Source organism: Pseudomonas maumuensis (assembly GCF_019139675.1).
GTDB lineage: Bacteria > Pseudomonadota > Gammaproteobacteria > Pseudomonadales > Pseudomonadaceae > Aquipseudomonas > Aquipseudomonas maumuensis.
The window spans coordinates 5,093,279-5,119,815 of the sequence record NZ_CP077077.1 but is presented as its reverse complement, the minus strand read 5'-3'; the positions used below and the strand labels follow the sequence as shown (position 1 = coordinate 5,119,815).

The following is a 26,537-nucleotide window of genomic DNA, read 5'->3' as shown; positions in this document are numbered from 1 at the left end:
GTCCTTAAACTTCGACGGGCGTGTCGGGGTGGTTGCCCCATTCGCCCCAGGAACCGGCATAGCCCTTCACCCGTGGATAGCCGAGGGCCTTGGCCACGAGGTAGGTGAAACCGGAGCGGTGGTGGGTCTGGCAGTGGGTGATCACTTCCTTGTCGGGGGTGATGCCCAGATTTTGCAGGACTTCGGCGATGTCCTTGCGGATGCGCAGATGGTCGTTGAGGTCCATGCCGGCGGTCCACTCGAAGTTGATCGCGCCGGGAATATGCCCGCCTTTGGCGGCCAGCACTTTCTCGCCGCTGTATTCCAGTGGCCCGCGGGCGTCCCAGATGACCAGGTCGGCGGCACCCAGGCGGCTTTGCAGGTACTCTCGGGTGGCGGTGGGCTCTGCGTGCAGTCGCAGCTTCACCGTGCCACTCACGCTCACGGGCACTTCGGTGCTCAGCTTGTCCGCCGGCCAGGCCTGGATGCCGCCATTGAGGTAGTGGTAACCCCGGTGGCCTATCACGTCGAGCAGCCAGATGAACCGACCGGCCCAGCCGCCGCCTTCGTCGTCATACACCACGTAGACCGCGTCGTCGCGATGACCGAGTTCGGCGAACAGCTTTTCCAGGTCGGCGTGTGCCGGCAGCAGGCCGGGGGCAGGCGGCTGCCCCAGCTGGGTGCGCTTGGGATCGACGAAGCGCGCCCCGGGGATGTGGCCGCTGCCATAGCGGTTGGCGCTGGTCAGGTCGACCAGGATCAGTCGCGGCGAGTCCAGGCGCGGCAGCAGGTCCTCGGCTTCGATCACCAGGGGCAAGCCGGAAAAGTCAGTCATCCACGGTCTCCAGGGTGCAAAGGGGGCGATTGTAGCGCAAGGCAATCATGAATGGCGGTTACCGAAGAGGGCCAGGGCGCGCTCGATGCATTGCGCGGTCTTGCCGAACGCCTGCACGCTGACATCGGCCAGCGGTTTGCCGTCCTGGTCCGCCACCGCCAGCATCAGCACCTGATCGCCGACCGCCAGCGAACGCAGCAGCAGATGTTCGCTGCGGAAGAAGGCGCGCAGTGGCGCGGGCAGCAACGTTGTGAACTGGGCGTGGTTCTCGGGCGTCAAGCGCAGTTGCCCGGCCTTGTTCATCAGTTTTTGCAGGAGCTTGTTCTGCGCGATGGGCAACGCGACGGCACTGGCCTCTTTGGGCAGCCCCGCGGTCTGCTGCACCCGCAGGTAGTCGCTGGCCTTGTCCAGGCTCAGCAGCATCAGGCGTTGCATGCCGCACGCCAGCAACGCTTCGCGGGCCTGGGTGGCCAGATGTACCGTATTGCTGAACGGGCTGGGCTGGGCCAGCAGCTCCTGGCATAGCGTACGCCAACGGCCGAGGTCCTCGGTGCTGGGCGGTGGCGCTGTCAGCATGTCCGGGTGCGGACGGCGCTGGTGCCAGGGCCAGATCAAGGCTTCGGCCGGGTGGAACAGGGCATGCCGGGCGTGATGACGGGCACTGGCGGCGGCCTGCTGGTGGACCTGTTGCTGGACATCGTCCAGCGTGGTTTGCAGATACAAGGCGGTGAGCAGTTGCCAGCGCAGCAGGTGCGGGTTGTCCCAGCCGACCTGGGCCGCCAGCGCCAGGCCGTTGGCCAGCAGTACGGTGTTAGGCGGCTGGTTGAACCAGCGGCGCAGGGCCGGCTCTTCGTCCAGGCGCTGTTGTTGCACAAGCGGATCCTGCTCGCGAGCGATATTCAGCACTTGGGCCAGTTGTTCGCGCTCGTCCATCAGCAGGCGGTAGCCTTGGGTCACCCATTCGGGCAAGCGCCAGTGCTCGGCCATGGATTGGCACAGTTGCATCAGGCGCACACCGAACAGTGCCTGCTCGACTTCGCCGGCGTCCTCACCTTTGTGGATGACCCGCAGCTCCCAGGTGTCCAGCAGCTTGGGATAGGCCAGGGCCAGTGGCCAAAGGGGCGAGAGGAACAACAGGCTGCCCCAGTGGATCTCTTGCCATAGCCGCGCCAGACGGCTGGCGAACAGGCCATTGGCCTGCTGGGTGGCATGCTGGCTGATCAGCAGGAACTGGCGCAGCACCGGCGGGATCTCATCCGCTGGCACCGAGGGCAGGCGCGCGAGCAATTGGCTGGTGCGGGCCAGGCCGAGGCGGTTTAGGGCGATTTCCAAGCTCTCGGCAGGCTCGGCCTGGCTGGCGTTGGCCGGGTGGTTGGCTTCGCGCAGCACGCAGAGCACCAGCGCGGGGCTGTCCTGCATCAGTTCGGCGATATCGCGCAGGGAGCGGCGGTTGTCGTTGATGGCCTGCAGCACACGGTCGTGGCTCTCTTTCGGGATCGGCACGCGGACCCCGTCGAGCAGCTTGATCCAGGCCTCTAGACTCGACGGAATCTGACTTGGCACCTTGGTTTCAATTGGCATATTGACATCAGTCCGAACTGGCTTTTCGCAATGAGTGGCTATAGTCTGGCGCAGTTCTGCCGATAAGTAGAAGAAGAGTTTTCAAGCTTCCGTTCCCTATCCTGACCACGACAGCAAGTGCTTCCAACTTATGGCTAAAATTATCGGCATCATCGTCGTATTCGCGAGCGTGCTCGGCGGCTACGTGCTTTCCCACGGCAAGATCGCGGCACTGATCCAGCCGTTCGAAGTGCTGATCATCGGCGGCGCGGCCTTTGGTGCGTTCCTCCAGGCCAACCCTGGTTACATGACCATGCATGTAATCAAGAAGTCGCTGAAGATGTTCGGCACCCGCTTCACCCACACCTTCTACCTGGAAGTGCTGGGCCTGGTGTACGAGATCCTCAACAAGAGCCGTCGTGAAGGCATGATGGCGATCGAAGGCGACATCGAGGACGCCGCGGCCAGCCCGATCTTCGCCAAGTACCCGGCGGTGCTGGGCGACGAGCGCATGACCGCGTTCATCTGCGACTACCTGCGGATCATGTCCACCGGCAACATGGCGCCCCACGAGCTCGAAGGCCTGTTCGACATGGAACTGCTGAGCATGAAGGAAGAGCTCGAGCATCCGTCCCACGCAGTGACCGGGATCGCCGACGGCATGCCCGGCTTCGGTATCGTCGCGGCGGTACTGGGTATCGTGGTGACCATGGCCTCGCTGGGTGACGGTGACCAGAAGTCCATCGGCCTGCACGTCGGTGCGGCGTTGGTCGGTACCTTCTTCGGTATTCTTGCTGCCTACGGCTTCTTCGGCCCGTTGGCCAATGCCCTGCGCCACGATGCCAAGGAAGAGCTGAACGTCTACGAGGCGATCAAGGCCTCGCTGGTGGCCTCGGCTTCCGGCATGCCGCCGTCGCTGGCGGTCGAGTTCGGTCGCAAGGTGCTGTACCCGGCGCACCGCCCGAGCTTCGCCGAGCTGGAACAAGCAGTACGCGGTCGCTAAGCCATGGAGAACAATCAGCCCATCATCGTCAAGCGCGTCAAGCGCTTTGGCGACGGCCATCACGGCGGCGCCTGGAAAATCGCCTTCGCCGACTTCGCCACGGCGATGATGGCGTTCTTCCTGGTGCTGTGGTTGCTGTCGACCGCCACGCCCGAGCAGAAGATCGCCATCGCCGGTTACTTCAAGGACCCGATCGGCTTCTCCGAAAGCGGCACGCCCTACATCATCGATCTGGGTGGTTCGCCAGAACTGGCGCCGGAAAAGACCATCAACCCGGAAGTGAAGTCCGAGCCGACGCCGGATACCAGCCTGCAACTGGACAAGGACAAGGTCGAGACCATGGCCGAACAGGTCGAGCGCGAGCGCCTCGAGCTGCTGCTGCAGGAGCTGCAGAACAAGGTCGAGGAAAACCCACAGCTGCAGAAGTTCAAGGACCAGATCCTGTTCGAGATCACCCAGGACGGCCTGCGCATCCAGATCATGGACGCCGAGAACCGGCCGATGTTCGACCTGGGCAGCGCACGCCTGCAGCCGTACTTCGAAGACATCCTGTTGGCCATGGCCGACACCATCAAGGCGGTGCCCAACAAGATCAGCATCAGTGGCCATACCGATGCCAAGCCGTATTCCGGTACCGGCGATTTCGGTAACTGGGAGCTGTCGGCCAACCGTGCCAACGCGGCGCGTCGCGCACTGGTCGCTGGTGGCTATCCGGATGAGCAGGTGGCCCGCGTGGTCGGTTATGCATCGTCGTCGCTGTTCGACCGTGCCAATCCGTTCAACCCGGTCAACCGTCGTATCGACATCATCGTCCTTACCAAGAAAGCCCAGCGCGATATCGAGGGTGAGCAGGGCAAGCCAGAAAGTACCTCGCCGGCCAACCCGGCCGAGCCAGCGGGCACCGCGCCTGGTGCCGCGCCGGGGGACACGCCGATGCAGCCGCGCGAGCTGCGTCAGAAGCTGAACATCTTCGAGGATGGCGTGTTGAAGATGGACGAGTCCAAGGACCAATAAGCGATCGGGGCCGCCTAGCGGCCCCGACGCATTTCAGAATCCCCGCCTGATCTTGGCCTTGAGATCGGCATGGAAGAAATCCGCATTATCCCTGTCCGTCACGCTGCTGTTGCCGGTCGCCGAAGCCATAGCCCGGCCAAAGGTTTGTTCGTCATGGTAGGCCCGAACGAACAGGTCGATATGCTCTCGTTCCCGCATCGCAGGCCATTTTCCCAGCCGTTCCGGCATCTCGTTGCAGCCGGTGTAGTAGAAGCTCACCCGCCGATTCACCATGGCCGCCGCGCCCAGCAGCCAGGCCGTCCACCAGTCCTCGGCGTTGGCGTCACAGAGTACCCCGATCCAGTGGGTGGCATCGCTCATGTGCTGGCAAAAGCTGCCATGCAGGTCGTCGTGGGTCTGCCCTTCACTGTCGAAGGGCACGAGTTGGGTGGGAATGCCTTCGAGTAGCAGCCGCTCGTTCAGGATGAAGGCGTCAAGCCGTTCGTTCTGGTGGTAACTGATAAATACCGGCATCTGTGCTGCCCTCCCTGATCGACGACAAAGCCATGACCTTCAGGGAAAGCAAGGGGAGGGACAACAGGCGGCTGCGAAACAGGAGCAGCCCTACCTGTTTAGGTAAAGATTCCTACAAAAGCGTGCGACCAAGCCCGTCGACTCAGTAGGTGTCTTCCGGCAGGCTGGCAATGATCGAGCGGTAGCTGTTCATTCGCTGCTGCGTGACGTTGCCGTCCTCCAGTGCCCTGAGCAGTGCGCAGCCGGGCTCGCGGTCATGCTTGCAGTCGCGGAAGCGGCAGTTGCCGATCAGTTCGCGGAATTCGATAAAGCCGTCTTCAACATCGTCACGGCTGACATGGCCGAGGCCGAATTCGCGGATACCCGGCGAGTCGATCAAGTCGCCGCCGTTGGGAAAGTGGTACAGGCGCGCGGTGGTGGTGGTGTGGGTGCCCTGGCCGGACCATTCCGACAGGTCGCCGACACGGGTGCCCGCGTCGGGCAAGAGGCTGTTGACCAGCGAGGACTTGCCCACGCCCGACTGGCCGACGAATACGCTGATATGGCCGTCGAGCGTCTGTTGCAGGCGCTGCATGCCATCGCCCTGATGCGCCGAAACTTCCAGCAGCGGGTAGCCCAGGCCACGGTAGACCTCGAGCATGGCGTTGAGGGTCGGAGCGTTCTCGTCGTTGATCAGGTCGGCCTTGTTCAGCAACAGCAGCGGGCGGATGCCGGCATGCTCGGCGGCGACCAGATAACGGTCGATCAGGTTGGGGTGCGGTTCGGGCGCAGGAGCGAAGACAATGACGATCAGGTCGACGTTGGCTGCCACCGGCTTGAGCTGGCCATGGTTGTTCGGCCGGCACAGCTCGGTGCTGCGCGGCATCTGCGCGACGATCACGCCGATGCCCTGGTTGCCGGCGCGCCAGACCACCCGGTCGCCGGTGACCAGCGCCGGCAGGTTGGCCCGCAGGTGGCAGCGGAACACCTGGCCAGCGGCCTCGCCGTCCTGGGCCTCGACCTCGACCTGTACGCCGAAGTGGGCAATCACCAGGCCCAGTTGCTCCGGCCCCAGATCGCCACCTTCCAGTTCCTGCAGCACATGCTGCTCGCGTTTGGCGGCACGGGCGGCGCGTTCACCCTGGATCTTTTCGATGCGCCAATTCTGGCGGCGGTTGAGCTGGCGTTTGGCCATGAAGGTTCCGTGTCGGCGGGGCAGAAAGAAAACGGCGAGCAGTTTAGCACGGCGCGCCCATGACCGGCCTGGCTAGGCTAATATGACGGGCTATTCGAGGAGCCTTTTCATGCAGAACCCACAGAATCTGATCTGGATCGATCTGGAGATGACCGGCCTGGATCCGGACAACGACGTCATCATCGAGATGGCCACCATCGTCACCGACAGCGAGCTGAACACCCTGGCCGAAGGCCCGGTGATCGCCATCCACCACAGCGACGAAGTGCTGGCGCGCATGGACGAGTGGAATACCCGCACCCACGGCGCCTCGGGCCTGACCCAGCGCGTGCGCGAGAGCAAGGTGAGCATGGCCGAGGCCGAGGCGCAGACCATCGCTTTCCTCGAACAATGGGTGCCTAGGGGCAAGTCGCCGATCTGTGGCAACAGCATCTGCCAGGACCGCCGTTTCCTCTATCGGCACATGCGCGAGCTGGAAAACTACTTCCACTATCGCAACCTCGATGTGTCCACGCTCAAGGAGTTGGCCGCGCGCTGGGCGCCGGAAGTGCGTGACAGCTTCAAGAAGGGCAACACCCATTTGGCGCTGGATGATATCCGTGAGTCGATTGGCGAACTGCGTCACTACCGCGAGCATTTCATCAAGGTCTGACCTTAGTGCGCCGATGATCGTCGGCGCGCCCCTTTTGGTGCCCCGCGTGACTGGGTAGACTGCGCGCCTTTCCCGCACGGACCTGCACCATGTTGCTGATGCTCTATCTCATCGCCATCACCGCCGAAGCCATGACCGGCGCCCTGTCCGCTGGCCGTCGCGGCATGGATTGGTTCGGCGTGGTGCTGATCGCCTGCGTTACCGCGCTGGGTGGCGGTTCGGTGCGTGACGTGCTGCTCGGGCACTATCCGCTGACCTGGGTGAAGCATCCCGAGTACCTGGTGCTGACCAGCTTCGCGGCGCTGCTGACCATTTTTATCGCACCCTTGATGCGCCACCTGCGGTCGCTGTTCCTGGTGCTCGACGCCCTGGGTCTCGTGGCGTTCACCCTGATCGGCTGCATGACCGCGCTGGAGATGGGGCAGGGGTTCCTTGTCGCCTCCATCAGCGGGGTGATTACCGGGGTGTTTGGCGGCATCCTGCGGGACATCTTCTGCAACGATATTCCGTTGGTGTTTCGACGTGAGCTGTATGCCAGTGTTTCGTTCGCGGCGGCTTGGTTCTATCTGGGGTGTGTTTACTTCAAGGTGCCGGCGGAGCAGGCCATGCTGCTGACACTGTTTGGTGGTTTTCTGGTGCGGTTGTTGGCGATTCGGTTTCATTGGGAGATGCCGAAGTTTCATTACAATGATCAGCAATAGTGGCTTTCTGCGGCGCAGCCACCGTATTCAGAATTGTTCTGGCAGGACTGTAACTGTAGTCATACAACCGTTGTTCAGAAGACTTGCTTGATCTTGATGTTGCTTCTAAGCGCGCGATAGTTCAGGCGACACAAATTGCGACTTCAGGAGGCCGAACGCAGGGCTTGCTCCCGGGAGGCCTGCGTTCTGTCTCCTGAAATCGCGAAGTTACGGGCTACGCCTGCACTGGCGTAGCTGTCGCTCGCCGCCTAAGGGGTTAACCTTCTGGTCGCAAAAGGCAAAGCAGCGAGCGTCAAAGGGCGTTGTGGCGAGCCAGGGCCCATTCCACGTGTTCGCGTACCAGTTCCGAAGGATCATCCCTACGGGCATTGAGCGCCTCCAGCACGGGGATGGTCGACGGTGCGTTGCCAAGCCCCACCGCGAGGTTGCGCAAGAACCGTTCATACCCCGCCCGGCGCAATGGCGAGCCTTCGGTGCAGCCGAGAAAACGCTTTTCATCCCACAGAAACAGTTCGGCCAGCTCGATATTGTCCAGCCCCCGGCGGGGCATGAAGTCGTCTTCGGTCGTGGTCTTGGCGAAACGGTTCCACGGGCAAACGATCTGGCAATCGTCGCAACCAAACACACGGTTACCGATCAATGAACGCAGTTCTAGTGGAATGGCCCCGCGTAATTCGATGGTCAGGTACGAGATGCAGCGCCGGGCATCGAGCTGATAAGGCCCGACGAACGCCTGGGTCGGGCAGATGTCCAGGCAGGCCTGGCAACGCCCGCAATGATCGCTGCCCTGCACGCCGTCGATCGGCAGCGGCAGGTCGACGAACAGCTCGGCGAGGAAGAAATAGCTGCCCGCCTTGCGGTTGAGCAGCAGGGTGTTCTTGCCGATCCAGCCAAGGCCGGCCTCCTGGGCCAGGGCTTTCTCCAGCACCGGGGCGCTGTCGACGAAGGCGCGGTAGCCGAACGGGCCGATGGCTTCCTGGATGCGGTCGGCGAAGTGCTGCACGCGCTTGCGCACCAGCTTGTGGTAGTCGCGGCCCAGGGCGTAGCGCGAGATGTAGGCTTTTTCCGGCTCTGCCAGGCGCTTGGCCATCTGCGTGTCGCCGGGCAGGTAGTCCATGCGCATCGAGATCACCCGCAACGTGCCGGGTATCAGCTCGGCCGGGCGCGAGCGCTTGTTGCCATGCTCGCCCATGTACTCCATCTCACCGTTGTGGCCGGCGGCCAGCCAACGCTGCAGGTGCTGTTCGTGCTCGCCAAGGTCGACACCGGCGATGCCGACATGGGCAAAACCGAGTTCGCGGCCCCAATCCTTGATCGATTGGGCCAGTGTGGCGATGTCTGGAAGGTCGGCGGACATGGATGAACAAGCATTACAAGCGGAGGTGCGTATAATTCTGCCAGACATCGGAGCCTTTGACCCCATGCCTCAGACCAAACACCCCCCATTACCGCTCAGCAGCCTGACCTTGGCCAGGTTGCCGCCACGTGCCGCTGATGCCCACAAGGGCGATTTCGGCCATGTGTTGGTGGTCGGCGGCGACCTCGGCACAGGCGGCGCGGTGATGCTCAGTGGCGAAGCGGCGTTGCGTTGCGGCGCCGGCCTGGTCAGCGTGGCCACCCGCCCCGAGCACGTAGCTGCGGGGCTGACACGCCTGCCCGAGACCATGTGGCTGGGCGTGAGCTCGGCCAACCAGTTGATGGCGCTGCTCGAGCGTGCCACGGTGCTGGTGGTCGGCCCTGGCCTCGGCCAGGCCGGGTGGGGGCGCAGCCTGTTGTCGGCGGTGGCCAATGCCCACCGGCCACAGGTGTGGGACGCCGATGCGCTCAACTTGCTGGCGCGCACGCCACTGGCACTGCCCAGCGGCAGCATCCTCACCCCGCACCCCGGCGAGGCCGCGCGCCTGCTGGGGATTTCCACCGAGGCGGTGCAGGCCGACCGGCCGGGTGCGGCGCGCAAGCTGGCGCGCCGCTACGCCAGCGTCTGCGTGCTCAAGGGCGCCGGCACGTTGGTGGCCGACCCTGCCGGGCAGTTGGCGTTTTGCGGCCGTGGGCACCCAGCCATGGCCGGTGCCGGATTGGGCGATGTGTTGACAGGCGTGCTGGCCGCCTTGCTGGCCCAGGGGCTGGATGCCTGGCAGGCCGCGTGCCTGGGGGTGTGGCTGCATGCGTGCGCGGGCGAGCGGTTGGGTGTCAAAGGTAGAGGGCTGGCGGCCAGTGATCTGGTGCCGGTCATTAGAGCGTTATTGGAGGAGCATTCAGCGTGTCAGGTATAACCCTGTTTCTGGGCGACGAAGACGCCACCGTCGCCTTTGGCGCGAAACTGGCCGAAGTGACCAAAGGTCATGGTGTGATTTTTCTCGAGGGCGACTTGGGGGCCGGCAAAACCACCCTGTCCCGCGGGCTGATCCGTGGCCTGGGTCATACCGGCCCGGTAAAAAGTCCGACATTTACCGTGGTTGAACCCTACGAGATTGGTGAGGTTCGCGCCTTCCATTTCGACCTCTATCGCCTGGTCGACCCGGAAGAGCTTGAATTCATGGGCATTCGCGATTATTTCGAGGGCGATGCATTGTGCCTGTTCGAGTGGCCAGATAAAGGCGCGGGCGTTTTGCCAAAGCCCGACCTGACCATTACCATAAGCCCGCAAGCGGGCGGACGTTCGCTGAGCCTGTCGCCGCAGGGGGCACGCGGCGAAGCCTGGTGTGCCGTTCTGGCCAAAGAATTCATACAGTAAGTGGGGAAAGGTATGCGCATACGCGCACTGGTCGCTGTCGTTGGGCTGCTGCTGACCGCGGTGACCGTTGACGCTCTGGCCGTCACTCAAGTCAAGAGCATGCGCCTGTGGCGCGCTCCGGACAACACGCGGCTGGTCTTCGACCTGTCCGGGCCTGTGCAGCACAGCGTCTTCACCCTCACCGCTCCGGATCGTCTGGTGATCGACATCAACGGTGCCGCCCTGGGGGCGCCGCTGAACGTCTCCACCTCGAACACGCCGATCACCAGCGTACGTTCGGCCCAGCGCACGCCAACCGACCTGCGCGTGGTGGTCGACCTGAAGAAAGCCGTGTCGCCGAAGAGCTTCACCCTGGCCCCGAACGCCCAGTACGGCAATCGCCTGGTGGTCGACCTGTACGACCAGGAAGCCGACGCCATCGCCGCGAGCAATCCGACACCGCCGCCGACACCGCAGCCACCGGCCACCACGCCGGCGGTACCCGTCACCCCGGCGCAGCCGGCGATCAAGTTGCCACCGGCACCGAGTGGCAAGCGTGACATCGTGGTCGCCATCGACGCCGGCCACGGCGGCGAAGACCCGGGCGCGTCCGGCTCGCGTGGCCAGCACGAAAAAGACATCGTGCTGGATATCGCCAAGGAACTGCAGCGCCAGATCAACTCCGAGAAGGGTTATCGCGCCGAGCTGACCCGCACCGGCGACTACTTCATCCCGCTGCGCAAGCGCACCGAGATCGCCCGCAAGAAGGGCGCCGACCTGTTCGTCTCGATCCACGCCGACGCCGCGCCGTCCAAGGCTGCCTTCGGCGCCTCGGTGTTCGCCCTGTCCGACCGCGGCGCCACCTCCGAGACCGCCCGCTGGCTGGCCGACACGGAAAACCGCTCCGACCTGATCGGCGGTGCCGGCAACGTCAGCCTCGACGACAAGGACCGCATGCTGGCCGGCGTGCTGCTCGACCTGTCGATGACCGCCACCCTCAGTTCCAGCCTCAATGTCGGGCAGAAGGTGCTGGGCAACATGGGCCGGGTCACGCCGCTGCACAAACAGCGGGTGGAGCAGGCCGGGTTCATGGTGTTGAAGTCGCCGGACATCCCGTCGATCCTCGTTGAAACCGGGTTCATCTCCAATGCCAACGAGGCGGCCAAGCTGGCTACCCGCAGTCATCAGCAGGCCTTGGCGCGTTCGATTCATACCGGTGTGCGTCAGTTCTTCCAGCAGAACCCGCCGCCAGGCACCTACATTGCCTGGCTGCGTGACAGCGGCAAGATCGCCCAGGGACCGCGTGAGCATACCGTGCGGCCCGGCGAGACCCTGGCGATGATTGCGGTGCGCTACCAGGTCAGCGTGGCTGGTCTGCGCAGCAGCAACAACCTGAAGACCGACGAGCTCAAGGTCGGCCAGCACCTCGACATCCCGCCCACCACTCTGGCGTCCCAGCAATGAGTGGCGGCTCGCGCATCCAGCTGCTCAGCCCGCGGCTGGCGAACCAGATCGCTGCCGGTGAGGTCGTCGAACGCCCAGCGTCGGTGGCCAAGGAACTGCTGGAGAACAGCCTCGACTCCGGTGCCCGGCGCATCGAGGTCGAAGTCGAGCAGGGCGGTGTGAAGCTGCTGCGGGTGCGCGACAACGGCGGTGGCATTGCCCCCGATGACCTGCCGCTGGCCCTGGCGCGTCATGCCACCAGCAAGATTCGTGAGCTGGAAGACCTCGAAGGCGTGCTGAGCCTGGGGTTTCGCGGCGAGGCGCTGGCATCGATCAGTTCGGTCGCCCGTCTGACCCTCACCTCGCGTACTGCCGAGGCCAGCGAGGCCTGGCAGGTGGAGACCGAGGGGCGCGACATGCTCCCGCGGGTGCAGCCGGCGGCTCATCCGGTCGGCACGTCGGTCGAAGTGCGTGACCTGTTCTTCAATACCCCGGCCCGACGCAAGTTCCTCAAGGCCGAAAAGACCGAATTCGATCACCTGCAGGAAGTGATCCGGCGCCTGGCGCTGGCGCGTTTCGACGTGGGCTTTCACCTGCGGCACAACGGCAAGACCATCTTCAGCCTGCATGAGGCCGCCGACGAGATGGCGCGGGCGCGGCGCGTCGGCACCATCTGCGGTCCGGGCTTCCTTGAGCAGGCGCTGCCGATCGATGTCGAGCGCAATGGTCTGCGCCTGTGGGGCTGGGTCGGCTTGCCGACCTTCTCGCGCAGCCAGGCCGACCTGCAGTACTTCTTCGTCAATGGCCGCGCGGTGCGCGACAAGCTGGTCGCCCATGCGGTGCGCCAGGCTTATCGGGATGTGCTGTTCAATGGTCGGCACCCGACCTTCGTGCTGTTCCTCGAGTGCGACCCGACCGGCGTGGACGTCAACGTCCATCCCACCAAGCACGAAGTGCGCTTCCGTGAAGGGCGCATGGTTCATGACTTCCTCTACGGCACCTTGCACCGTGCCTTGGCCGATGTGCGCCCGGAAGACCAGCTTGCGGCGCCGGCGGCCAGCGACGAGCTGGTCCGCCCCAGCGGCTTGCAGGCCGGCGAGTTCGGCCCCCAGGGCGAAATGCGCCTGGCCTCGCCAGTGCTCGAGCAGCCTCAGGGCGAGCAGCGGGGGTTCGCTTCGAGCGGTTCGGGCGCGGGCTATCAGTACCAGTACACACCCAGGCCCTCCCAGCCGCTGAATGCCGGCGAGGCCCAGGCGGCCTACCGCGAGTTCTACGCCCCTCTGGACAATGCCGCCGCCGCGCCGAGCGCGTTGCCGGAAAGCCAGGGCGATATTCCACCGCTCGGCTACGCGCTGGCGCAGCTCAAGGGGATCTATATCCTTGCCGAGAACGCCGTCGGCCTGGTGCTGGTGGATATGCACGCCGCCCATGAGCGGATCATGTACGAGCGTCTGAAAGTGGCCATGGCCAGTGAAGGCTTGAGCGGCCAGCCATTGCTGGTGCCCGAGTCGCTGGCGTTGAGCCAGCGCGAAGCCGACTGCGCCGAGGAACATGCCCAATGGTTCCAGCGCCTGGGCTTCGAACTGCAGCGCCTGGGCCCGGAAACCCTGGCGATCCGCCAGATCCCGGCCTTGCTCAAGCAGGCCGAGGCCAATCGCCTGGTGCAGGATGTGCTGGCCGACCTCATGGAGTACGGCACCAGTGACCGTATCCAGGCGCACCTCAACGAGCTGCTGGGGACCATGGCCTGCCATGGCGCGGTGCGGGCCAACCGGCGCCTGGCCATCCCCGAAATGAACGCATTGCTGCGCGACATGGAGAACACCGAGCGCAGTGGCCAGTGCAACCACGGCCGACCGACCTGGACCCAGATGGGCCTGGACGATCTGGACAAGCTGTTCCTGCGGGGCCGATAACATGAGTGACAGACCTCCGGCGATTTTCCTCATGGGCCCGACCGCGGCCGGCAAGACCGACCTGGCGATCGAGCTGACCAGCAAGCTGCCCTGCGAGCTGATCAGTGTCGACTCGGCGCTGGTCTATCGCGACATGGACATCGGTACCGCCAAACCCTCCAAGGAAGTGCTGGCCGCACATCCGCACCGCCTGATCGACATTCTCGACCCCGCCGAAAGCTACTCGGCCAAACGTTTCTGCACCGATGCTCTCCAAGCCATGGCCGAGATCACCGCGCGCGGCAAGATCCCGCTGCTGGTCGGCGGCACCATGCTCTACTACAAGGCACTGGTCGATGGCCTGGCGGACATGCCACCAGCCGATGCCACGGTGCGCGCCGAGCTCGAGGCACAGGCGCAGGCCCTCGGCCTGGCCGAATTGCACCGGCAACTGGCCGAAGTCGATCCGGAGTCGGCGGCGCGTATTCATCCGAATGACCCGCAGCGGCTGATCCGTGCGCTTGAAGTGTACAAAGTGAGCGGCGAGAGCATGACCGCCCACCGTCAGCGTCAATACGCGCAAAGTAGCGGCGCAGACGCAGGCGCGGGCGAGCATTTGCCCTATACTGTCGCCAGCCTGGCGATAGCGCCTACAGATCGTCACATTTTGCATCAGCGAATTGCGTTACGATTTTCACAGATGCTGGAACAGGGCTTTGTCGACGAGGTCCGAACGCTGCGGGCCAGAAGTGACTTGCACACCGAGCTGCCGTCTATAAGGGCAGTGGGGTATCGGCAGGTCTGGGACTACCTCGACGGCAAGCTGACTGAGAATGAGATGCGTGAACGCGGTATCATTGCCACGCGTCAGCTGGCCAAGCGGCAATTCACCTGGTTGCGCGGCTGGTCCGACGTCCACTGGCTGGATAGCCTGGCCTGCGACAATCTGTCCCGCACCTTGAAATACCTGGGGACCGTCTCCATATTGAGCTGAGTCCCTGCCAGTTGCCGTCTATTCTTGCGAAGGGGCGGCATAATTTATCGATTTTCTTGATTTTCTATTATTGATCCTTACAGGAGTGCGGCATATGTCAAAAGGGCATTCGCTACAAGACCCTTACTTGAACACCTTGAGAAAAGAAAAAGTCCCGGTTTCGATCTATCTGGTCAACGGGATCAAGCTGCAGGGCCAGATCGAATCCTTCGACCAGTTCGTCGTGCTGCTGAAAAACACCGTCAGCCAGATGGTCTACAAGCACGCCATTTCGACCGTCGTCCCCGCACGCCCGGTTCGTCTGCCAAGCCCGACCGATGGTGAGCACGGCGACAGCGAGCCAGGCAACGCTTGAAAAAAGTAGGAGCCTGCATTGTTCTTTGAGCGCCACGGTGGTGGTGAGCGAGCGTTGCTCGTTCACTTGGAAGGTCAGAACCCTGAGGCGCGCGAAGACCCGCAGGAGTTTCAGGAGCTGGCGCTGTCGGCCGGAGCCGATATCGTTTCGCTGGTGACAGTGGCGCGGCATCAGCCCACCGCCAAGTTTCTGATCGGCAGTGGCAAGGTCGAGGAGTTGCGCGACCTGGTCCATTCGGCCGAAGCCGACCTTGTGATTTTCAATCACACCCTCACGCCCAGCCAGGAACGCAACCTCGAGCGCGTCTTCGAGTGTCGCGTGCTGGACCGTACCGGGCTGATTCTCGACATCTTCGCCCAGCGGGCGCGTACTCACGAAGGCAAGCTGCAGGTCGAACTGGCCCAGCTCGAGCACATGAGCACGCGACTGGTACGCGGTTGGACCCACCTTGAGCGACAGAAAGGTGGTATCGGCCTGCGTGGCCCGGGTGAAACCCAGCTCGAAACCGACCGCCGCCTGCTGCGGGTACGCCTGCGCCAGATCAAGGCACGCCTGGAGAAGGTGCGCAGCCAGCGCGAGCAGGCCCGTCGTGGGCGCAAGCGCGCCGACATTCCTTCGGTGTCGCTGGTGGGTTATACCAACGCCGGTAAATCGACCCTGTTCAACGCACTCACGCAATCCGATGTGTATGCCGCGGACCAGCTGTTCGCCACCCTCGACCCGACCTTGCGCCGGCTCGAGCTGGCCGACCTGGGGCCGATCGTGCTGGCCGACACCGTAGGTTTCATCCGCCACCTGCCGCACAAGCTGGTCGAGGCATTTCGGGCTACGCTCGAAGAGTCGAGCAACTCCGACCTGCTGCTGCACGTGATCGATGCCCATGAGCCCGAGCGCATGGAGCAGATCGAACAGGTACTGGCGGTGCTGGGCGAGATCGGTGCCGAGAGCTTGCCGATCCTCGAGGTCTATAACAAACTCGACCTGCTCGAAGATGTCGAGCCGCAGATCCAGCGCGATGCCGACGGCAAGCCGCAGCGGGTCTGGGTATCGGCACGCGATGGACGAGGCCTGGAGCTGGTTGGCCAGGCGATTGCCGAGTTGCTGGGGGACGATCTGTATGTCGGAACCCTGTGCCTGGAGCAACGGTTTGCCCGCCTGCGCGCGCAATTCTTTGCCCTGGGCGCCGTGCAGAGTGAAGAGCATGATGAAGAAGGGCGCAGCCTGCTGAGCGTGCGACTGCCCAGGGTCGAGCTGAATCGCCTGGTCAGCCGCGAAGGCATGGAGCCGCAAGTGTTTGTCGAGCAACACACTTTGCAATAAATGCCCGTCGAGGTCGCCGGGCAGCCGTGACAGGCATTCTGTAGCATTGGACGGCGCGCCGTGGGCGCGTCTTTGCTTTATCAGATGGAGAGCGCTATGGCTTGGAACGAGCCGGGTGGCAACTCGAACAATCAGGATCCCTGGGGCGGTCGCCGTAATGGCGGCGGCGGTGGTGGCGACAAGAAAGGTCCACCGGATCTGGACGAGGCCTTCCGCAAGCTGCAGGACAGCCTGAACGGCATGTTCGGCAGTGGCAAGAAACGCGGCGGCGGCGGTGACCGCAATATCGGCAAGGGTGGCGGCTACGGCCTGCTGGGCATCGGCCTGGCGGCTCTGGCGGCAATCTGGCTGTACAACGCCGTCTATGTCGTGGACGAGCAGGAGCAGGCCGTGGTGCTGCGCTTCGGCAAGTACTACGAGACCGTCGGTCCCGGCCTGAATATCTACTTCCCGCCGATCGACCGCAAGTACATGGAAAACGTGACCCGCGAGCGGGCCTACACCAAGCAGGGGCAGATGCTCACCGAAGACGAGAACATCGTCGAAGTGCCATTGACCGTGCAGTACCGCATCAGCAACCTGCAGGACTTCGTGCTCAACGTCGACCAGCCGGAAGTCAGCCTGCAGCATGCGACCGACAGCGCCCTGCGCCACGTGGTGGGTTCCACCTCGATGGACCAGGTGCTGACCGAAGGCCGCGAGCAGATGGCCGTGGACATCCGCGAGCGTCTGCAGCGTTTCCTCGACACCTACCGTACCGGTATCACCGTCACCCAGGTCAACGTACAGAGCGCGGCAGCCCCGCGTGAAGTGCAGGAAGCCTTCGACGACGTGATCCGTGCCCGTGAGGACGAGCAGCGTGCGCGCAACCAGGCCGAGTCCTACGCCAACGGCGTGGTGCCGGAGGCCCGTGGCCAGGCGCAGCGCATCATCGAGGACGCCAACGGCTACCGCGATGAAGTCATCGCCCGCGCCAAGGGTGAGGCCGATCGCTTCACCAAGCTGGTCGCCGAGTACCGCAAGGCGCCGGAGGTCACGCGCCAGCGTCTGTACCTGGACACCATGCAGGAGGTCTACAGCAACTCCAGCAAGGTCCTGGTCACGGCCAAGGACGGGCAGAACAACCTGCTCTACCTGCCGCTGGACAAGATGGTCGAAGGCAGTCGCGGCAACAGTGCAGCGCCGGCCAGCAGCGTATCGCCGTCGGTCAATGACGCCGCCGCGCGTGCCGCGCAGGACCTGCAACCACAACCGCCGCTGCGTTCCAGGGAGAGCCGCTGATGAGCAATAAGTCACTGTTCGCCCTGATCGGCGCCGTGGTGCTGGCGATCGCCGCCTGGAACTGCTTCTACATCGTTTCGCAGACTGAACGCGCGGTACTGCTGCAGTTCGGCCGCGTGGTCAAGGCCGATGTCCAGCCTGGCCTGCACGTGAAGGTGCCGTACGTGAACCAGGTGCGCAAGTTCGACGCCCGCCTGATGACCCTCGACGCACCGACCCAGCGTTTCCTGACGCTGGAGAAGAAAGCGGTGATGGTCGATGCCTACGCCAAATGGCGGGTCAAGGACGCCGAGCGCTTCTATACCGCAACTTCGGGTATGAAGCAGATCGCCGACGAGCGCCTGTCGCGTCGTCTGGAGAGCGGCCTGCGTGACCAGTTTGGTAAACGCACCCTGCACGAAGTGGTTTCCGGTGAGCGTGATGCGCTGATGGCGGATATCACCGCTTCGCTGAACCGCATGGCCAGCAAGGAGTTGGGTATCGAAGTGGTCGACGTTCGCGTCAAGGCCATCGACCTGCCCAAGGAAGTCAACCGCAGTGTGTTCGACCGCATGAGCACCGAGCGCGAGCGTGAAGCCCGCGAACACCGTGCCAAGGGTAACGAGCTGGCCGAAGGTATTCGTGCCGACGCCGACCGTCAGCGCCGCGTGCTGCTGGCCGAAGCGTACCGCGAAGCGGAAGAGACCCGCGGTGATGGCGATGCCCAGGCAGCTGCCATCTATGCCAAGGCCTACACGCAGGACGCCGATTTCTACGCGTTTTACCGTAGCCTCAAGGCTTACCGCGAAAGCTTCTCCAGCAAGAGCGATGTGCTGGTCCTGGATTCGAAGAACGAGTTCTTCCGCTTCCTGGACAAGAGCAAGCCCTGATCGTGCTCTCATGAGGGATTCGCCCCGCCGGGCAGCTAAAATGCCTGGCGGGGTGCATCCTGAATGAAAAGGGGTGTATGATGAGTCAGCCGGGAAATTCCCGGCTTTTTTGCGTCTGCAAGGTTGATTGGCAAACGGCCAGTTGACGGTTTGGTCAGGTCGCAAGGCAATTCGAGGGTATTGGCTACGGTGGTTGCGCTGGGATCGGTGCTGCCCGCTGTTGTGCGTCAATGCCTGCTTTACTCACGGCTCGCCAGCTGGCAGGCCGCCCGGACCAGAGGGGAAATGGCGTAATGGCAACGGTAGACCGCTGGCTACTGCCAGATGGCATCGAGGAAGTACTGCCACCTGAGGCGGCGCGCATCGAGATCGCGCGTCGTCAGGTGTTGGACCTGTTCCAGAGTTGGGGTTACGAACTGGTCGTCACCCCGCATATCGAGTACCTGGAGTCGCTGCTCACCGGCGCCGGCCAGGACCTGGACCAGCGTACCTTCAAGGTCGTCGACCCGCAGTCCGGCCGCCTGATGGGCTTCCGTGCCGACTTTACGCCGCAGGTGGCGCGCATCGACGCCCACACCCTGCGCCGTGAAGGCCCGAGCCGCCTGTGCTATGCCGGCAGCGTGTTGCATGCGCAGCCGCGTGCCCTGTCGACCTCGCGCAGCCCGATCCAGCTGGGCGCCGAGCTGTACGGCGACGCCAGCCCTACCAGCGATGTCGAAGTCATCAGCCTGATGCTCGCCACGCTGCAGCTGACCGATGTCGCCGATGTGCACATGGACCTTGGCCATGTCGGTATCTACCGCGGCCTGGCCCGTGCCGCCAACCTGTCCGGCGCGGTCGAGCAGCAGCTGTTCGATGCCCTGCAGCGCAAGGCCGTCGATGAAGTGCAGGCGCTGACCGCAGACCTGCCGAAGGACCTGGGCAACATGTTGCGCGCCCTGTGCGAGCTGTGCGGTGGTCGTGAAGTGCTGGCCGAGGCCCGTGTGCGCCTGGGCCGCGCCCCGGCCAGCGTGCTGGCGGCGCTGGACGACCTGTTGGCGATCGCCGATCGCTTGGCTTCGCGCTACCCGGACCTGCCGCTGTACTTCGACCTCGGCGAACTGCGCGGCTACCACTATCACACCGGCGTGGTGTTCGCCGTGTTCGTGCCTGGCGAAGGTCAATCGATCGCCCAGGGCGGCCGCTATGACGACATCGGCGCCGATTTTGGCCGGGCACGCCCGGCCACCGGATTCTCCACGGATTTGAAGACCCTGGTCACACTGGGGCGAGCGGAGGTCGTATTGCCTGCTGGCGGCATCTGGATGCCCGACAGCAGCGATGCGGCCCTCTGGCAGATGGTCTGCCAGTTGCGCAACGAGGGCCAGCGAGTGGTCCAGGCTTTGCCTGGCCAGCCGCTGAGTGCTGCCCTCGAGGCGGATTGTGATCGGCAATTGATTCAGCAAGACGGGCGCTGGCAGGTTCTGCCGCTGACCCATTGAGATTCTTCGCCGGCAATGGGCCGGCACCAAGTTTGCGTGAATGAGGACAAATGTAATGGGTAAGAATGTCGTCGTCCTGGGCACCCAGTGGGGTGATGAGGGCAAAGGCAAGATCGTCGATCTGCTGACCGAACATGCTGCCGCCGTCGTGCGCTACCAAGGTGGCCACAACGCGGGCCACACCCTGGTGATCAACGGTGAGAAGACTGTTCTGCACCTGATTCCGTCCGGCATCCTGCGTGAAGGCGTGCAATGCCTGATCGGCAACGGCGTGGTCGTTGCCCCGGATGCCCTGATGCGTGAAATCACCAAGCTGGAAGAGAAGGGCGTACCGGTGCGCGAGCGCCTGCGTATCTCCCCGGCGGCTCCGCTGATCCTGTCGTACCACGTGGCCCTCGACCAGGCCCGTGAAAAAGCCCGTGGCGAAGCCAAGATCGGCACCACCGGTCGTGGTATCGGCCCAGCCTACGAAGACAAGGTGGCCCGTCGCGGCCTGCGCGTCGGCGACCTGTTCCACCGTGAGCGTTTTGCCGCCAAGCTCGGTGAGCTGCTGGATTACCACAACTTCCAGCTGGTGAACTACTACAAAGAGCCGGCCATCGACTTCCAGCAGACTCTGGACGAGTGCATGGCTTACGCCGAGCAGCTCAAGCCGATGATGCTCGACGTCACCGCCGAACTGCACAACCTGCGCCGCGCCGGCAAGGACATCATGTTCGAAGGCGCCCAGGGCTCGCTGCTGGACATCGACCACGGTACCTACCCGTACGTCACCAGCTCCAACACCACCGCCGGCGGCATCTCCACCGGCTCCGGCGTTGGCCCGATGTACCTGGACTACATCCTGGGCATCACCAAGGCCTACACCACCCGTGTCGGTTCCGGTCCGTTCCCGACCGAGCTGTTCGACGAGACCGGCGCCACCCTGGCCAAGCGTGGCCACGAGTTCGGCTCCACCACCGGCCGTGCCCGTCGTTGCGGCTGGTTCGATGCCGTGATCCTGCGTCGCGCCATCGACGTCAACAGCATCTCGGGCATCTGCCTGACCAAGCTGGACGTGCTGGACGGCCTGGAGACCATCAACATCTGCGTTGGCTACAAGAATGAGAACGGTGCCGTCATTGACGCGCCTTCCGATGCCGACAGCTACATCGGCCTGGAGCCGGTGTACGAAGAGATGCCAGGCTGGAGCGAGTCGACCCTGGGTGTGAAAACCCTGGAAGAGCTGCCGCAGGCCGCGCGCAACTACATCAAGCGCATCGAGGAGCTGGTCGGCGCGCCGATCGACATCATCTCGACTGGCCCGGACCGCAACGAGACCATCGTGCTGCGTCATCCGTTCGCCTGATCAGCTACTCGCTAGCTGACTGAACGCCGCGCCCCCGCAAGGAGGCGCGGCGTTTTCATATGGGGTACGAAGTAGCGGCGGGCTTGCCCCACGCGTGGCATCGGCGCAGGCAATTTCGCTGCCATGGATAATTGCCTCATATCTTTGGCATTTATACCTGCTGTCTCAGGCACAACCCTTGCTGTAAGAAGCTTCTGTAGATGCCATCAAAGTAATGGCGCCAGAAACACGAGGGTTACAACGTGTCTGCCATCCTTTCACTGTTACGAAGCCGCCTCTTGCGGCCTGTGTTTGTTGCGCTTGGTATCGCTCTTCTGGTGCAGGTGCTGGTTGCCGTTGCACTGACGCGGAGCACGGTCACCGCCCTGGAGGCCGATTTGGGGGCGCGCCTGGGCAATGACAGCCAGAAACTGGCTGCCGAACTGGAGCAGGCCGGGGAGGATGTCCGGGCTGGGCTCGACAGCCTTTCCGTCAGTACGCGTCAACGTTTGAGTGCGGGCCTGTCCAGTCGTCTGCAGGATGAGCAGCAGCAGTTGCGCGCAACGCTGGAGGAAAATCTCAGGGACTCGGCCCATGAAATGGCCGATCTGTTGGCCTCGGTCGCGCCACGGGCGATCTGGGACAACGACGTGCCGATGCTCTCGGACTTCGCTCGCCGTGCCCAGCGCAATCCCAACGTGTTGTTCGTGATCTACGACGATGCCCAGGGCCAGCACCTGACTCGCTACCTCAACCGGCAGAACCCGATCAACCAGGCATTGATGGAAAAGGGCCAGGGTGAGCGGGCGCTGGACAAGGTGCTGGATGCCGCACGCAAGGATCCGTCGGTGTACTTCGTCGAAGCATCGATCAACCCCAATGGCGCAGAGATCGGCAAGGTGCTGATGGGCGTGTCCACCGCGGGCATCGACCAGGAACTGAAGGCCCTGGATCAGCGCTTCGCGGCCTTGATCGCCAGTGGCGAGCAACTGGTCGGAGACAGCCTGGTGGCCGCCGCCGCCGACAGTGGCAAGGCCTTGCGTGCGCGCCTGGAGACAGCCCAGCACAGCGCCACGGCGATGCAGGCCAATACCGCGCAGACCGTGCGTGATGCCGCCGCCGAGCTGCGCTGGCGCATCGGCCTCGGCCTGGTGCTGGTCGGTCTGGGTGTGCTGCTGGTGGTGGCCGTGGTGCTCGGGCGTCGCGTCCTCAGCAAGCTTGGCCTGCTGATCGCCGCGTTGAACGACCTGGCCGCTGGCGAAGGCGACCTGACCAAGCGCGTCAAGCTCGACAGCCGTGACGAGATCGGCGACATGGCCTCGGCGGTCAATCGCTTCGTAGACAAGCTGCAGCCCATCGTCCGCGAAGCCGGCGAAGTGGCGCAGCGTACTGGCGTGGAGATCGACAGCATGGCCCAGCGCAACGCCGGGGCCGACGCCGCCGCGGCGTTGCAGCGCGACGAAGTGGCTGCCAGCCTGCGCGACCTGTCGAGCATGGCTGACGAGGCCCAGGCCGAGAGCCATGCCATGCAGGCGGCATTGCAGCAGGTGGTGGATATTCGCCAGGCGACCGACGAAAACAGCCGTGCTTCGACGCAGCTGGCGCGGTTGATCGAGAACCTGGCTGGCGAAGTGCAGACCGGCTCCCAGGTGATCGAGCGGCTGGCCAAGCAGAGCGAGCAGATCGAGGTGGTGCTGACGGTGATCCATGGCATTGCCGAACAGACCAACCTGTTGGCGCTCAACGCCGCCATCGAAGCGGCGCGGGCCGGAGAGACCGGGCGCGGTTTCGCCGTGGTGGCCGATGAGGTGCGAGCCTTGGCGAGCAAGACGCAGAGCTCGACCGGGGATATTCAGTCGCATATCGCTGCGCTGCAGCAAGGCGCCAAGGAGGCGGTGGCGACCATCAGCCAGGCCGGGCGCCAGGCCAGTGAAGGTTTGCTGGTGTTGCGCGACAATGAGCGGCGCCAGCAATCGGTGCAGGCTGCGGTCGAGCAGGTGCATGCGGCGATCGGCCTGGCCACGCGAGCGGCCGAGCAGCAGGCCAGCGGCGCGCAAGCCGTGCGTGGGCGAGTCGAAACCATCCATGCCCAGGCCGAGCGTTCGGCCGAGGTGGTAATGCAGACCACCGCCAGCAGCAAGGTACTGGATGACCTGGCGGCGCAGTTACGTGCCAGCCTGGGGCAGTTCAGGGCCTGAGGAAAGGTGGGGGCTCATCGCCGGCAAGCCGGCTCCCACAATTACAGTGCGGGCTTGAGAGCGACGCGGTAGGGGTGGGAGCCGGCTTGTCGTGGCGACGAACCGCGGCAAAAGGGGCGCAACGCGCCCCCAAGAGGAGGCTGTCACGCCTTGTTCAGGTACATCCTGGTAGTCAGCAGATACACCGGCAATCCCGAAACCACGATCAGCAACGCCGCATAAGGCGCCGCCGCCGCGAACTCGACGTTGGCGGTATGCGCCCACACCTCGGTGGCCAAGGTGGTCATCCCGGTCGGGCTGAGCAGCAGGGTGGCGGTCAGCTCCTTCATCGCATCCAGGAACACCAGGGCGAACGCCGCCGCCATTGCCGGGAAGATGATCGGCAAGGTAACCCGGCAGAAGGCTGCAAAGCTGCTGGCGCCCAAGGTGCGCGCCGCCTCTTCCAGGGTTGGCGAGGCCTTGTTCAGTGCGGTGCGCACCGGCGACTGTGCCAGCGGCAGGAACAGCAAGGCATAGGCCAAGATCAACAGTGCCGTGGTCTGGTACAGCGCCGGTACATAGTGCAGGGCAAAGAACACCAGGGTCAGCGCGATCACCAGCCCGGGCAGGGCGTGCAGCAGGTACGGCAAACGCTCGGCCCAGATCGCCAGGCGCCCCTTGTAGCGCACCACCAGGAAGCTGATTGGCAGGGCCAGCAGCACGCAGAAGCCGGCGCCACCCAATGACACCGACAGTGAGGTGCCCAGGGCTTTGCCGATGGCCGCGACCGGGAAGGCCGCCGATGAGCCCACGCTCAGCCAGTAGCCGAGCATGGCCAGCGGAATGCCGCTGCCCAGCACCGCCAGCGCCAGGCAGAACAGCTGCCCCAGTGGCATCCAGCCGCGCAGTCGCAAGGGTTGGGCGCGGCGTGCCACACCCTGGCCAATGCGCACATGACGCGCCTTGCCACGCACGCGCAGTTCCAGCCACAGCATCGCCAGGCACAGCGCCAGCAGCACCGCCGAAAGCATCGCGGCGTTGGCGTTGCTGAATTCCAGCTCGAACTGCTGGTAGATCGCCGTGGTGAAGGTCTGCAGGCCAAGGATCGACAGGGCGCCGAACTCCACCAGCATGTGCAGGGCGATCAGCAGCCCGCCGCCGAGCATCGACGGCCACAGCAGCGGCAGGGTGATCTTGTGGAACACGCCCCAGCGGCTGCAGCCCAAAGTGCGCGCCGACTCCTCCAGCGAAGTGTCGAGGTTGCGCAGGGTGGCGGCCACCGGCAGGAATACCAGCGGGTATTTCGACAGCGCCATCACCAGGATCGCCCCGCCCAGCCCTTCGAAGTCCGAGCTCAGCGACACCCAGGTGAAGCTGCTGACGAACGATGGCACGGCAAATGGCAGGCACAGCACCACGCCCCACAGGCGTCGGCCCGGTAGGTCGCTGCGCTCCAGCAGCCAGGCCAGGGCCACGCCCACCACCAGGCACAGCGCGGTGACGCCGACCATCAGCAGCAGGGTGTTGCGCAGCAAGCCCCACACGAACGGACGCCATAGCAGGCGCAGGGCTTCATGCCAGCCGGCATCCCAGGCCTTGAGCCCGACGTACAGCAATGGCAGCAGGCTCATGGCCACCAGGAACAGCACGGGCAGCACCACCCAGATGGACGGGCGCTTGCGCTTGGGGATGAAGCGCGCCAAGGCGGGCGAGGGCAGGGCGGCAGTCATCAGAGCAGGCCAACCTCACGTTCCAGTTCGATGGCTTCCTCGGCGTTGCCAAGGTCGGCCGGCGAGATCTTCGGCGGGCGCAGCTCATCGAACGGCTTCAGGCCACGGTCTGAGACCATGCCTTTATGCAGCGGGTATTCGGCGGTGGTCTGGGTGATCACGCGCTGGCCTTCTTCACTGGCCATCCAGTTGAGCAGGGCCTGTGCCTCTTTCGGGTGCTTGCTGGCCTTGACCGCGGCGGCACCGGAGATGGTCACCAGGTTGCCGGCGTCGCCGTCGGCCAGGTAGTACAGCTTGGAATCGAGCTTGCCGCGCTCGCGCTCCAGGGCGTACCAGTAGTAGTTGTTCACCAGCACGGCGGCGACTTCGCCCTTCTCTACGGCCTTCAGTGCGACCATGTTGTTGGTGTAGGTCTTGCCGAAGGCTTTCAGGCCGGTAAGCCATTCTTCGGTGGCTTCGCGCCCGTGCATCTTGAGGATGGCCACCGCCTGTTCCTGGAAGGCGCCGCTGGTGGGGACGTAGCCGACGCGACCGTCCCACTCGGGTCCGGCGAAATCCATAACCGTGGTCGGCAGGTCTTTCTCATCGATCTTCTTCGGGTTGTAGACCACCACGCGAGTGCGCGCGGTGACGCCCATCCAGGTGCCGTTGGCGCCTACATACTCCTTGGGCAGCATGTTCAGGGTGGCGTCGTCGATCTTCGCCAGCAGGCCCAGTTCGCCCAGGTTGTTCAGCGGTGGCGACTCTTCGGTATAGATGATGTCGGCCGGCGAGCGTTCGCCTTCCTCGATGATCTGGCTGGCCAGCTGGTTGCTGCTGCCCTTGCGAATATTGATATGAATACCGGTCTTGGCCTCGTAGGCCTTGGCGATGGCTTCGCCGATTTCCTTGTGCTGGCCGTTGTACATAGTCAACGTGACCGGTTCGTCTGCCAGGGCGGCCGGAGCGCCGATCACCAGGCTCAGAACTGCGGCGGCCAGGGTGCGCATCAGCGGTTGCGGGCGGATCGTCATGCGGGTATTTCCTCGCTTACGGCTACATATTTGGAAACAATGGTAAACGAAATAGTTTCTCAAATGGGCGCATGACGGGAAATTCATGGGTAGACGAAGGAGGGGGCTGCCCGGCGACATGAAATCGCAGGCAAGAAAAAACCCACTAGCAAGCTAGTGGGTTTTTGTATGGTGCCCAGGAGAAGACTCGAACTTCCACGACCGTTAAGTCACTGATACCTGAAACCAGCGCGTCTACCAATTCCGCCACCTGGGCAAAGCTTTGCATCGTCTGGTGAAGGCGACTATCGTCTGCTTTCACACAGTAGTAACAGATCCTTGGTCATCTGTTACTTGAAAATTTTTGGTGCCCAGGAGAAGACTCGAACTTCCACGACCGTTAAGTCACTGATACCTGAAACCAGCGCGTCTACCAATTCCGCCACCTGGGCACACATTCGAGATTAAAAGATGCTTTACAGCGCCATTCATCTCTACTACAACTTCGGGGTTGTCCGTCGTTGTGGTG

23 protein-coding genes, 2 tRNA genes and 1 pseudogene are annotated in these 26,537 nt (G+C 63.8%); 17 read left to right on the top strand and 9 right to left on the bottom strand.

What is annotated here, in order from left to right; translation table 11 throughout:
- Window positions 1-4 precede the first annotated feature (4 nt).
- The gene (gene rhdA / locus KSS90_RS22900; protein ID WP_217867377.1) at window positions 5-814 is read right to left on the bottom strand and encodes a thiosulfate sulfurtransferase; all 810 of its coding nucleotides are present in this window, start codon (window positions 812-814) and stop codon (window positions 5-7) included.
- A gap of 45 nt (window positions 815-859) precedes the next feature.
- Window positions 860-2,395 (bottom strand): HDOD domain-containing protein, encoded by a 1,536-nt coding sequence (locus tag KSS90_RS22895; RefSeq protein ID WP_217867376.1) that lies wholly within the window; start codon window positions 2,393-2,395, stop codon window positions 860-862.
- Window positions 2,396-2,525: 130 nt separating this feature from the next.
- Between KSS90_RS22895 and motA the strand changes: the two genes are divergently transcribed.
- Window positions 2,526-3,377 carry a flagellar motor stator protein MotA gene (gene motA, locus KSS90_RS22890; protein ID WP_023630652.1) on the top strand — a complete coding sequence of 284 codons (852 nt, stop codon included), beginning with the start codon at window positions 2,526-2,528 and terminating at the stop codon, window positions 3,375-3,377.
- A gap of 3 nt (window positions 3,378-3,380) precedes the next feature.
- On the top strand, window positions 3,381-4,391 hold the full coding sequence (gene motB, locus KSS90_RS22885; RefSeq protein ID WP_217867375.1) for a flagellar motor protein MotB: 1,011 nt from the start codon (window positions 3,381-3,383) through the stop codon (window positions 4,389-4,391).
- A gap of 33 nt (window positions 4,392-4,424) precedes the next feature.
- On the opposite strand, the gene KSS90_RS22880 is transcribed toward motB, so the two are convergent.
- Both KSS90_RS22880 and rsgA read right to left on the bottom strand, forming a co-directional pair.
- The gene (locus KSS90_RS22880; RefSeq protein ID WP_217867374.1) at window positions 4,425-4,904 is read right to left on the bottom strand and encodes a molecular chaperone Tir; all 480 of its coding nucleotides are present in this window, start codon (window positions 4,902-4,904) and stop codon (window positions 4,425-4,427) included.
- 142 nt (window positions 4,905-5,046) lie between these two features.
- Window positions 5,047-6,078, bottom strand: a complete 1,032-nt coding sequence (gene rsgA / locus KSS90_RS22875; protein ID WP_217867373.1) for a small ribosomal subunit biogenesis GTPase RsgA — start codon at window positions 6,076-6,078, stop codon at window positions 5,047-5,049.
- Between the two features lie 109 nt (window positions 6,079-6,187).
- Between rsgA and orn the strand changes: the two genes are divergently transcribed.
- Window positions 6,188-6,730: an oligoribonuclease gene (orn, locus tag KSS90_RS22870; RefSeq protein ID WP_217867372.1), complete on the top strand. Its 543-nt coding sequence runs from the start codon at window positions 6,188-6,190 to the stop codon at window positions 6,728-6,730.
- A gap of 89 nt (window positions 6,731-6,819) precedes the next feature.
- A complete protein-coding gene (locus tag KSS90_RS22865; RefSeq protein ID WP_023630647.1) occupies window positions 6,820-7,431 on the top strand; it encodes a trimeric intracellular cation channel family protein in 612 nt (203 codons plus the stop codon).
- Between the two features lie 292 nt (window positions 7,432-7,723).
- Here KSS90_RS22865 and queG read toward each other — a convergent pair whose 3' ends face one another.
- The gene (gene queG / locus KSS90_RS22860) at window positions 7,724-8,788 is read right to left on the bottom strand and encodes a tRNA epoxyqueuosine(34) reductase QueG (protein WP_217867370.1); all 1,065 of its coding nucleotides are present in this window, start codon (window positions 8,786-8,788) and stop codon (window positions 7,724-7,726) included.
- A gap of 64 nt (window positions 8,789-8,852) precedes the next feature.
- Between queG and KSS90_RS22855 the strand changes: the two genes are divergently transcribed.
- The 13 genes and pseudogenes from KSS90_RS22855 (at window position 8,853) to KSS90_RS26005 (ending at window position 23,307) form a co-directional block, all read left to right on the top strand.
- Complete coding sequence (locus KSS90_RS22855) at window positions 8,853-9,704, top strand: NAD(P)H-hydrate dehydratase (RefSeq protein WP_217867368.1); 852 nt, start codon at window positions 8,853-8,855, stop codon at window positions 9,702-9,704.
- A complete protein-coding gene (tsaE, locus tag KSS90_RS22850; protein WP_217867367.1) occupies window positions 9,692-10,165 on the top strand; it encodes a tRNA (adenosine(37)-N6)-threonylcarbamoyltransferase complex ATPase subunit type 1 TsaE in 474 nt (157 codons plus the stop codon). Before KSS90_RS22855 ends, tsaE begins: the two co-directional genes overlap by 13 nt.
- A 12-nt stretch (window positions 10,166-10,177) precedes the next feature.
- Window positions 10,178-11,608: an N-acetylmuramoyl-L-alanine amidase gene (locus KSS90_RS22845; RefSeq protein ID WP_217867366.1), complete on the top strand. Its 1,431-nt coding sequence runs from the start codon at window positions 10,178-10,180 to the stop codon at window positions 11,606-11,608.
- Window positions 11,605-13,503: a DNA mismatch repair endonuclease MutL gene (gene mutL / locus KSS90_RS22840; protein ID WP_217867365.1), complete on the top strand. Its 1,899-nt coding sequence runs from the start codon at window positions 11,605-11,607 to the stop codon at window positions 13,501-13,503. Before KSS90_RS22845 ends, mutL begins: the two co-directional genes overlap by 4 nt.
- Before the next feature lies 1 nt (window position 13,504).
- A complete protein-coding gene (gene miaA / locus KSS90_RS22835) occupies window positions 13,505-14,476 on the top strand; it encodes a tRNA (adenosine(37)-N6)-dimethylallyltransferase MiaA (RefSeq protein ID WP_217867364.1) in 972 nt (323 codons plus the stop codon).
- Between the two features lie 94 nt (window positions 14,477-14,570).
- On the top strand, window positions 14,571-14,831 hold the full coding sequence (hfq, locus tag KSS90_RS22830) for an RNA chaperone Hfq (protein ID WP_023629894.1): 261 nt from the start codon (window positions 14,571-14,573) through the stop codon (window positions 14,829-14,831).
- Window positions 14,832-14,849: 18 nt separating this feature from the next.
- The gene (gene hflX, locus KSS90_RS22825) at window positions 14,850-16,151 is read left to right on the top strand and encodes a ribosome rescue GTPase HflX (RefSeq protein WP_023629895.1); all 1,302 of its coding nucleotides are present in this window, start codon (window positions 14,850-14,852) and stop codon (window positions 16,149-16,151) included.
- 96 nt (window positions 16,152-16,247) lie between these two features.
- Window positions 16,248-17,432, top strand: a complete 1,185-nt coding sequence (gene hflK / locus KSS90_RS22820) for an FtsH protease activity modulator HflK (protein ID WP_046853999.1) — start codon at window positions 16,248-16,250, stop codon at window positions 17,430-17,432.
- Complete coding sequence (hflC, locus tag KSS90_RS22815; RefSeq protein WP_023629896.1) at window positions 17,432-18,301, top strand: protease modulator HflC; 870 nt, start codon at window positions 17,432-17,434, stop codon at window positions 18,299-18,301. The genes hflK and hflC overlap by 1 nt, the downstream gene beginning before the upstream one ends.
- A gap of 293 nt (window positions 18,302-18,594) precedes the next feature.
- Window positions 18,595-19,782, top strand: coding sequence for an ATP phosphoribosyltransferase regulatory subunit (locus KSS90_RS22810; RefSeq protein ID WP_038706891.1), 1,188 nt, complete (start codon window positions 18,595-18,597; stop codon window positions 19,780-19,782).
- A 55-nt stretch (window positions 19,783-19,837) separates the two neighbouring features.
- Window positions 19,838-21,130 carry an adenylosuccinate synthase gene (locus KSS90_RS22805; protein ID WP_028688256.1) on the top strand — a complete coding sequence of 431 codons (1,293 nt, stop codon included), beginning with the start codon at window positions 19,838-19,840 and terminating at the stop codon, window positions 21,128-21,130.
- A 578-nt stretch (window positions 21,131-21,708) separates the two neighbouring features.
- Window positions 21,709-22,401: pseudogene (locus KSS90_RS26010) on the top strand (methyl-accepting chemotaxis protein); the annotation flags it as partial.
- A 21-nt stretch (window positions 22,402-22,422) separates the two neighbouring features.
- Complete coding sequence (locus tag KSS90_RS26005; RefSeq protein WP_371041632.1) at window positions 22,423-23,307, top strand: methyl-accepting chemotaxis protein; 885 nt, start codon at window positions 22,423-22,425, stop codon at window positions 23,305-23,307.
- 143 nt (window positions 23,308-23,450) lie between these two features.
- Here the strand turns inward: KSS90_RS26005 and KSS90_RS22795 are convergent, their stop codons facing one another.
- The 4 genes from KSS90_RS22795 to KSS90_RS22780 all read right to left on the bottom strand — a co-directional run bounded on the left by KSS90_RS22795 (window position 23,451) and on the right by KSS90_RS22780 (window position 26,460).
- The gene (locus KSS90_RS22795) at window positions 23,451-25,016 is read right to left on the bottom strand and encodes an ABC transporter permease (RefSeq protein WP_217867362.1); all 1,566 of its coding nucleotides are present in this window, start codon (window positions 25,014-25,016) and stop codon (window positions 23,451-23,453) included.
- Complete coding sequence (locus KSS90_RS22790) at window positions 25,016-26,029, bottom strand: extracellular solute-binding protein (protein WP_023629373.1); 1,014 nt, start codon at window positions 26,027-26,029, stop codon at window positions 25,016-25,018. Before KSS90_RS22790 ends, KSS90_RS22795 begins: the two co-directional genes overlap by 1 nt.
- A 169-nt stretch (window positions 26,030-26,198) precedes the next feature.
- Window positions 26,199-26,285 (bottom strand) — tRNA-Leu (locus KSS90_RS22785).
- Window positions 26,286-26,373: 88 nt separating this feature from the next.
- Window positions 26,374-26,460: transfer RNA gene (locus KSS90_RS22780), tRNA-Leu, on the bottom strand.
- Window positions 26,461-26,537 lie beyond the last annotated feature (77 nt).

What these genes read in the sequence shown, in the direction of transcription:
- KSS90_RS22880 (WP_217867374.1), bottom strand. Translation starts at nt 4,904, where the DNA reads ATGCCGGTATTTATCAGTTACCACCAGAACGAACGGCTTGACGCCTTC.
- KSS90_RS22795 (WP_217867362.1), bottom strand. Translation starts at nt 25,016, where the DNA reads ATGACTGCCGCCCTGCCCTCGCCCGCCTTGGCGCGCTTCATCCCCAAG.
- hfq (WP_023629894.1), top strand. Translation starts at nt 14,571, where the DNA reads ATGTCAAAAGGGCATTCGCTACAAGACCCTTACTTGAACACCTTGAGA.
- KSS90_RS22790 (WP_023629373.1), bottom strand. Translation starts at nt 26,029, where the DNA reads ATGACGATCCGCCCGCAACCGCTGATGCGCACCCTGGCCGCCGCAGTT.
- KSS90_RS22810 (WP_038706891.1), top strand. Translation starts at nt 18,595, where the DNA reads ATGGCAACGGTAGACCGCTGGCTACTGCCAGATGGCATCGAGGAAGTA.
- motA (WP_023630652.1), top strand. Translation starts at nt 2,526, where the DNA reads ATGGCTAAAATTATCGGCATCATCGTCGTATTCGCGAGCGTGCTCGGC.
- KSS90_RS22845 (WP_217867366.1), top strand. Translation starts at nt 10,178, where the DNA reads ATGCGCATACGCGCACTGGTCGCTGTCGTTGGGCTGCTGCTGACCGCG.
- KSS90_RS26005 (WP_371041632.1), top strand. Translation starts at nt 22,423, where the DNA reads ATGGCCTCGGCGGTCAATCGCTTCGTAGACAAGCTGCAGCCCATCGTC.
- hflK (WP_046853999.1), top strand. Translation starts at nt 16,248, where the DNA reads ATGGCTTGGAACGAGCCGGGTGGCAACTCGAACAATCAGGATCCCTGG.
- KSS90_RS22805 (WP_028688256.1), top strand. Translation starts at nt 19,838, where the DNA reads ATGGGTAAGAATGTCGTCGTCCTGGGCACCCAGTGGGGTGATGAGGGC.
- rsgA (WP_217867373.1), bottom strand. Translation starts at nt 6,078, where the DNA reads ATGGCCAAACGCCAGCTCAACCGCCGCCAGAATTGGCGCATCGAAAAG.
- miaA (WP_217867364.1), top strand. Translation starts at nt 13,505, where the DNA reads ATGAGTGACAGACCTCCGGCGATTTTCCTCATGGGCCCGACCGCGGCC.
- KSS90_RS22855 (WP_217867368.1), top strand. Translation starts at nt 8,853, where the DNA reads ATGCCTCAGACCAAACACCCCCCATTACCGCTCAGCAGCCTGACCTTG.
- queG (WP_217867370.1), bottom strand. Translation starts at nt 8,788, where the DNA reads ATGTCCGCCGACCTTCCAGACATCGCCACACTGGCCCAATCGATCAAG.
- KSS90_RS22865 (WP_023630647.1), top strand. Translation starts at nt 6,820, where the DNA reads ATGTTGCTGATGCTCTATCTCATCGCCATCACCGCCGAAGCCATGACC.
- rhdA (WP_217867377.1), bottom strand. Translation starts at nt 814, where the DNA reads ATGACTGACTTTTCCGGCTTGCCCCTGGTGATCGAAGCCGAGGACCTG.
- KSS90_RS22895 (WP_217867376.1), bottom strand. Translation starts at nt 2,395, where the DNA reads ATGCCAATTGAAACCAAGGTGCCAAGTCAGATTCCGTCGAGTCTAGAG.
- mutL (WP_217867365.1), top strand. Translation starts at nt 11,605, where the DNA reads ATGAGTGGCGGCTCGCGCATCCAGCTGCTCAGCCCGCGGCTGGCGAAC.
- orn (WP_217867372.1), top strand. Translation starts at nt 6,188, where the DNA reads ATGCAGAACCCACAGAATCTGATCTGGATCGATCTGGAGATGACCGGC.
- motB (WP_217867375.1), top strand. Translation starts at nt 3,381, where the DNA reads ATGGAGAACAATCAGCCCATCATCGTCAAGCGCGTCAAGCGCTTTGGC.
- hflC (WP_023629896.1), top strand. Translation starts at nt 17,432, where the DNA reads ATGAGCAATAAGTCACTGTTCGCCCTGATCGGCGCCGTGGTGCTGGCG.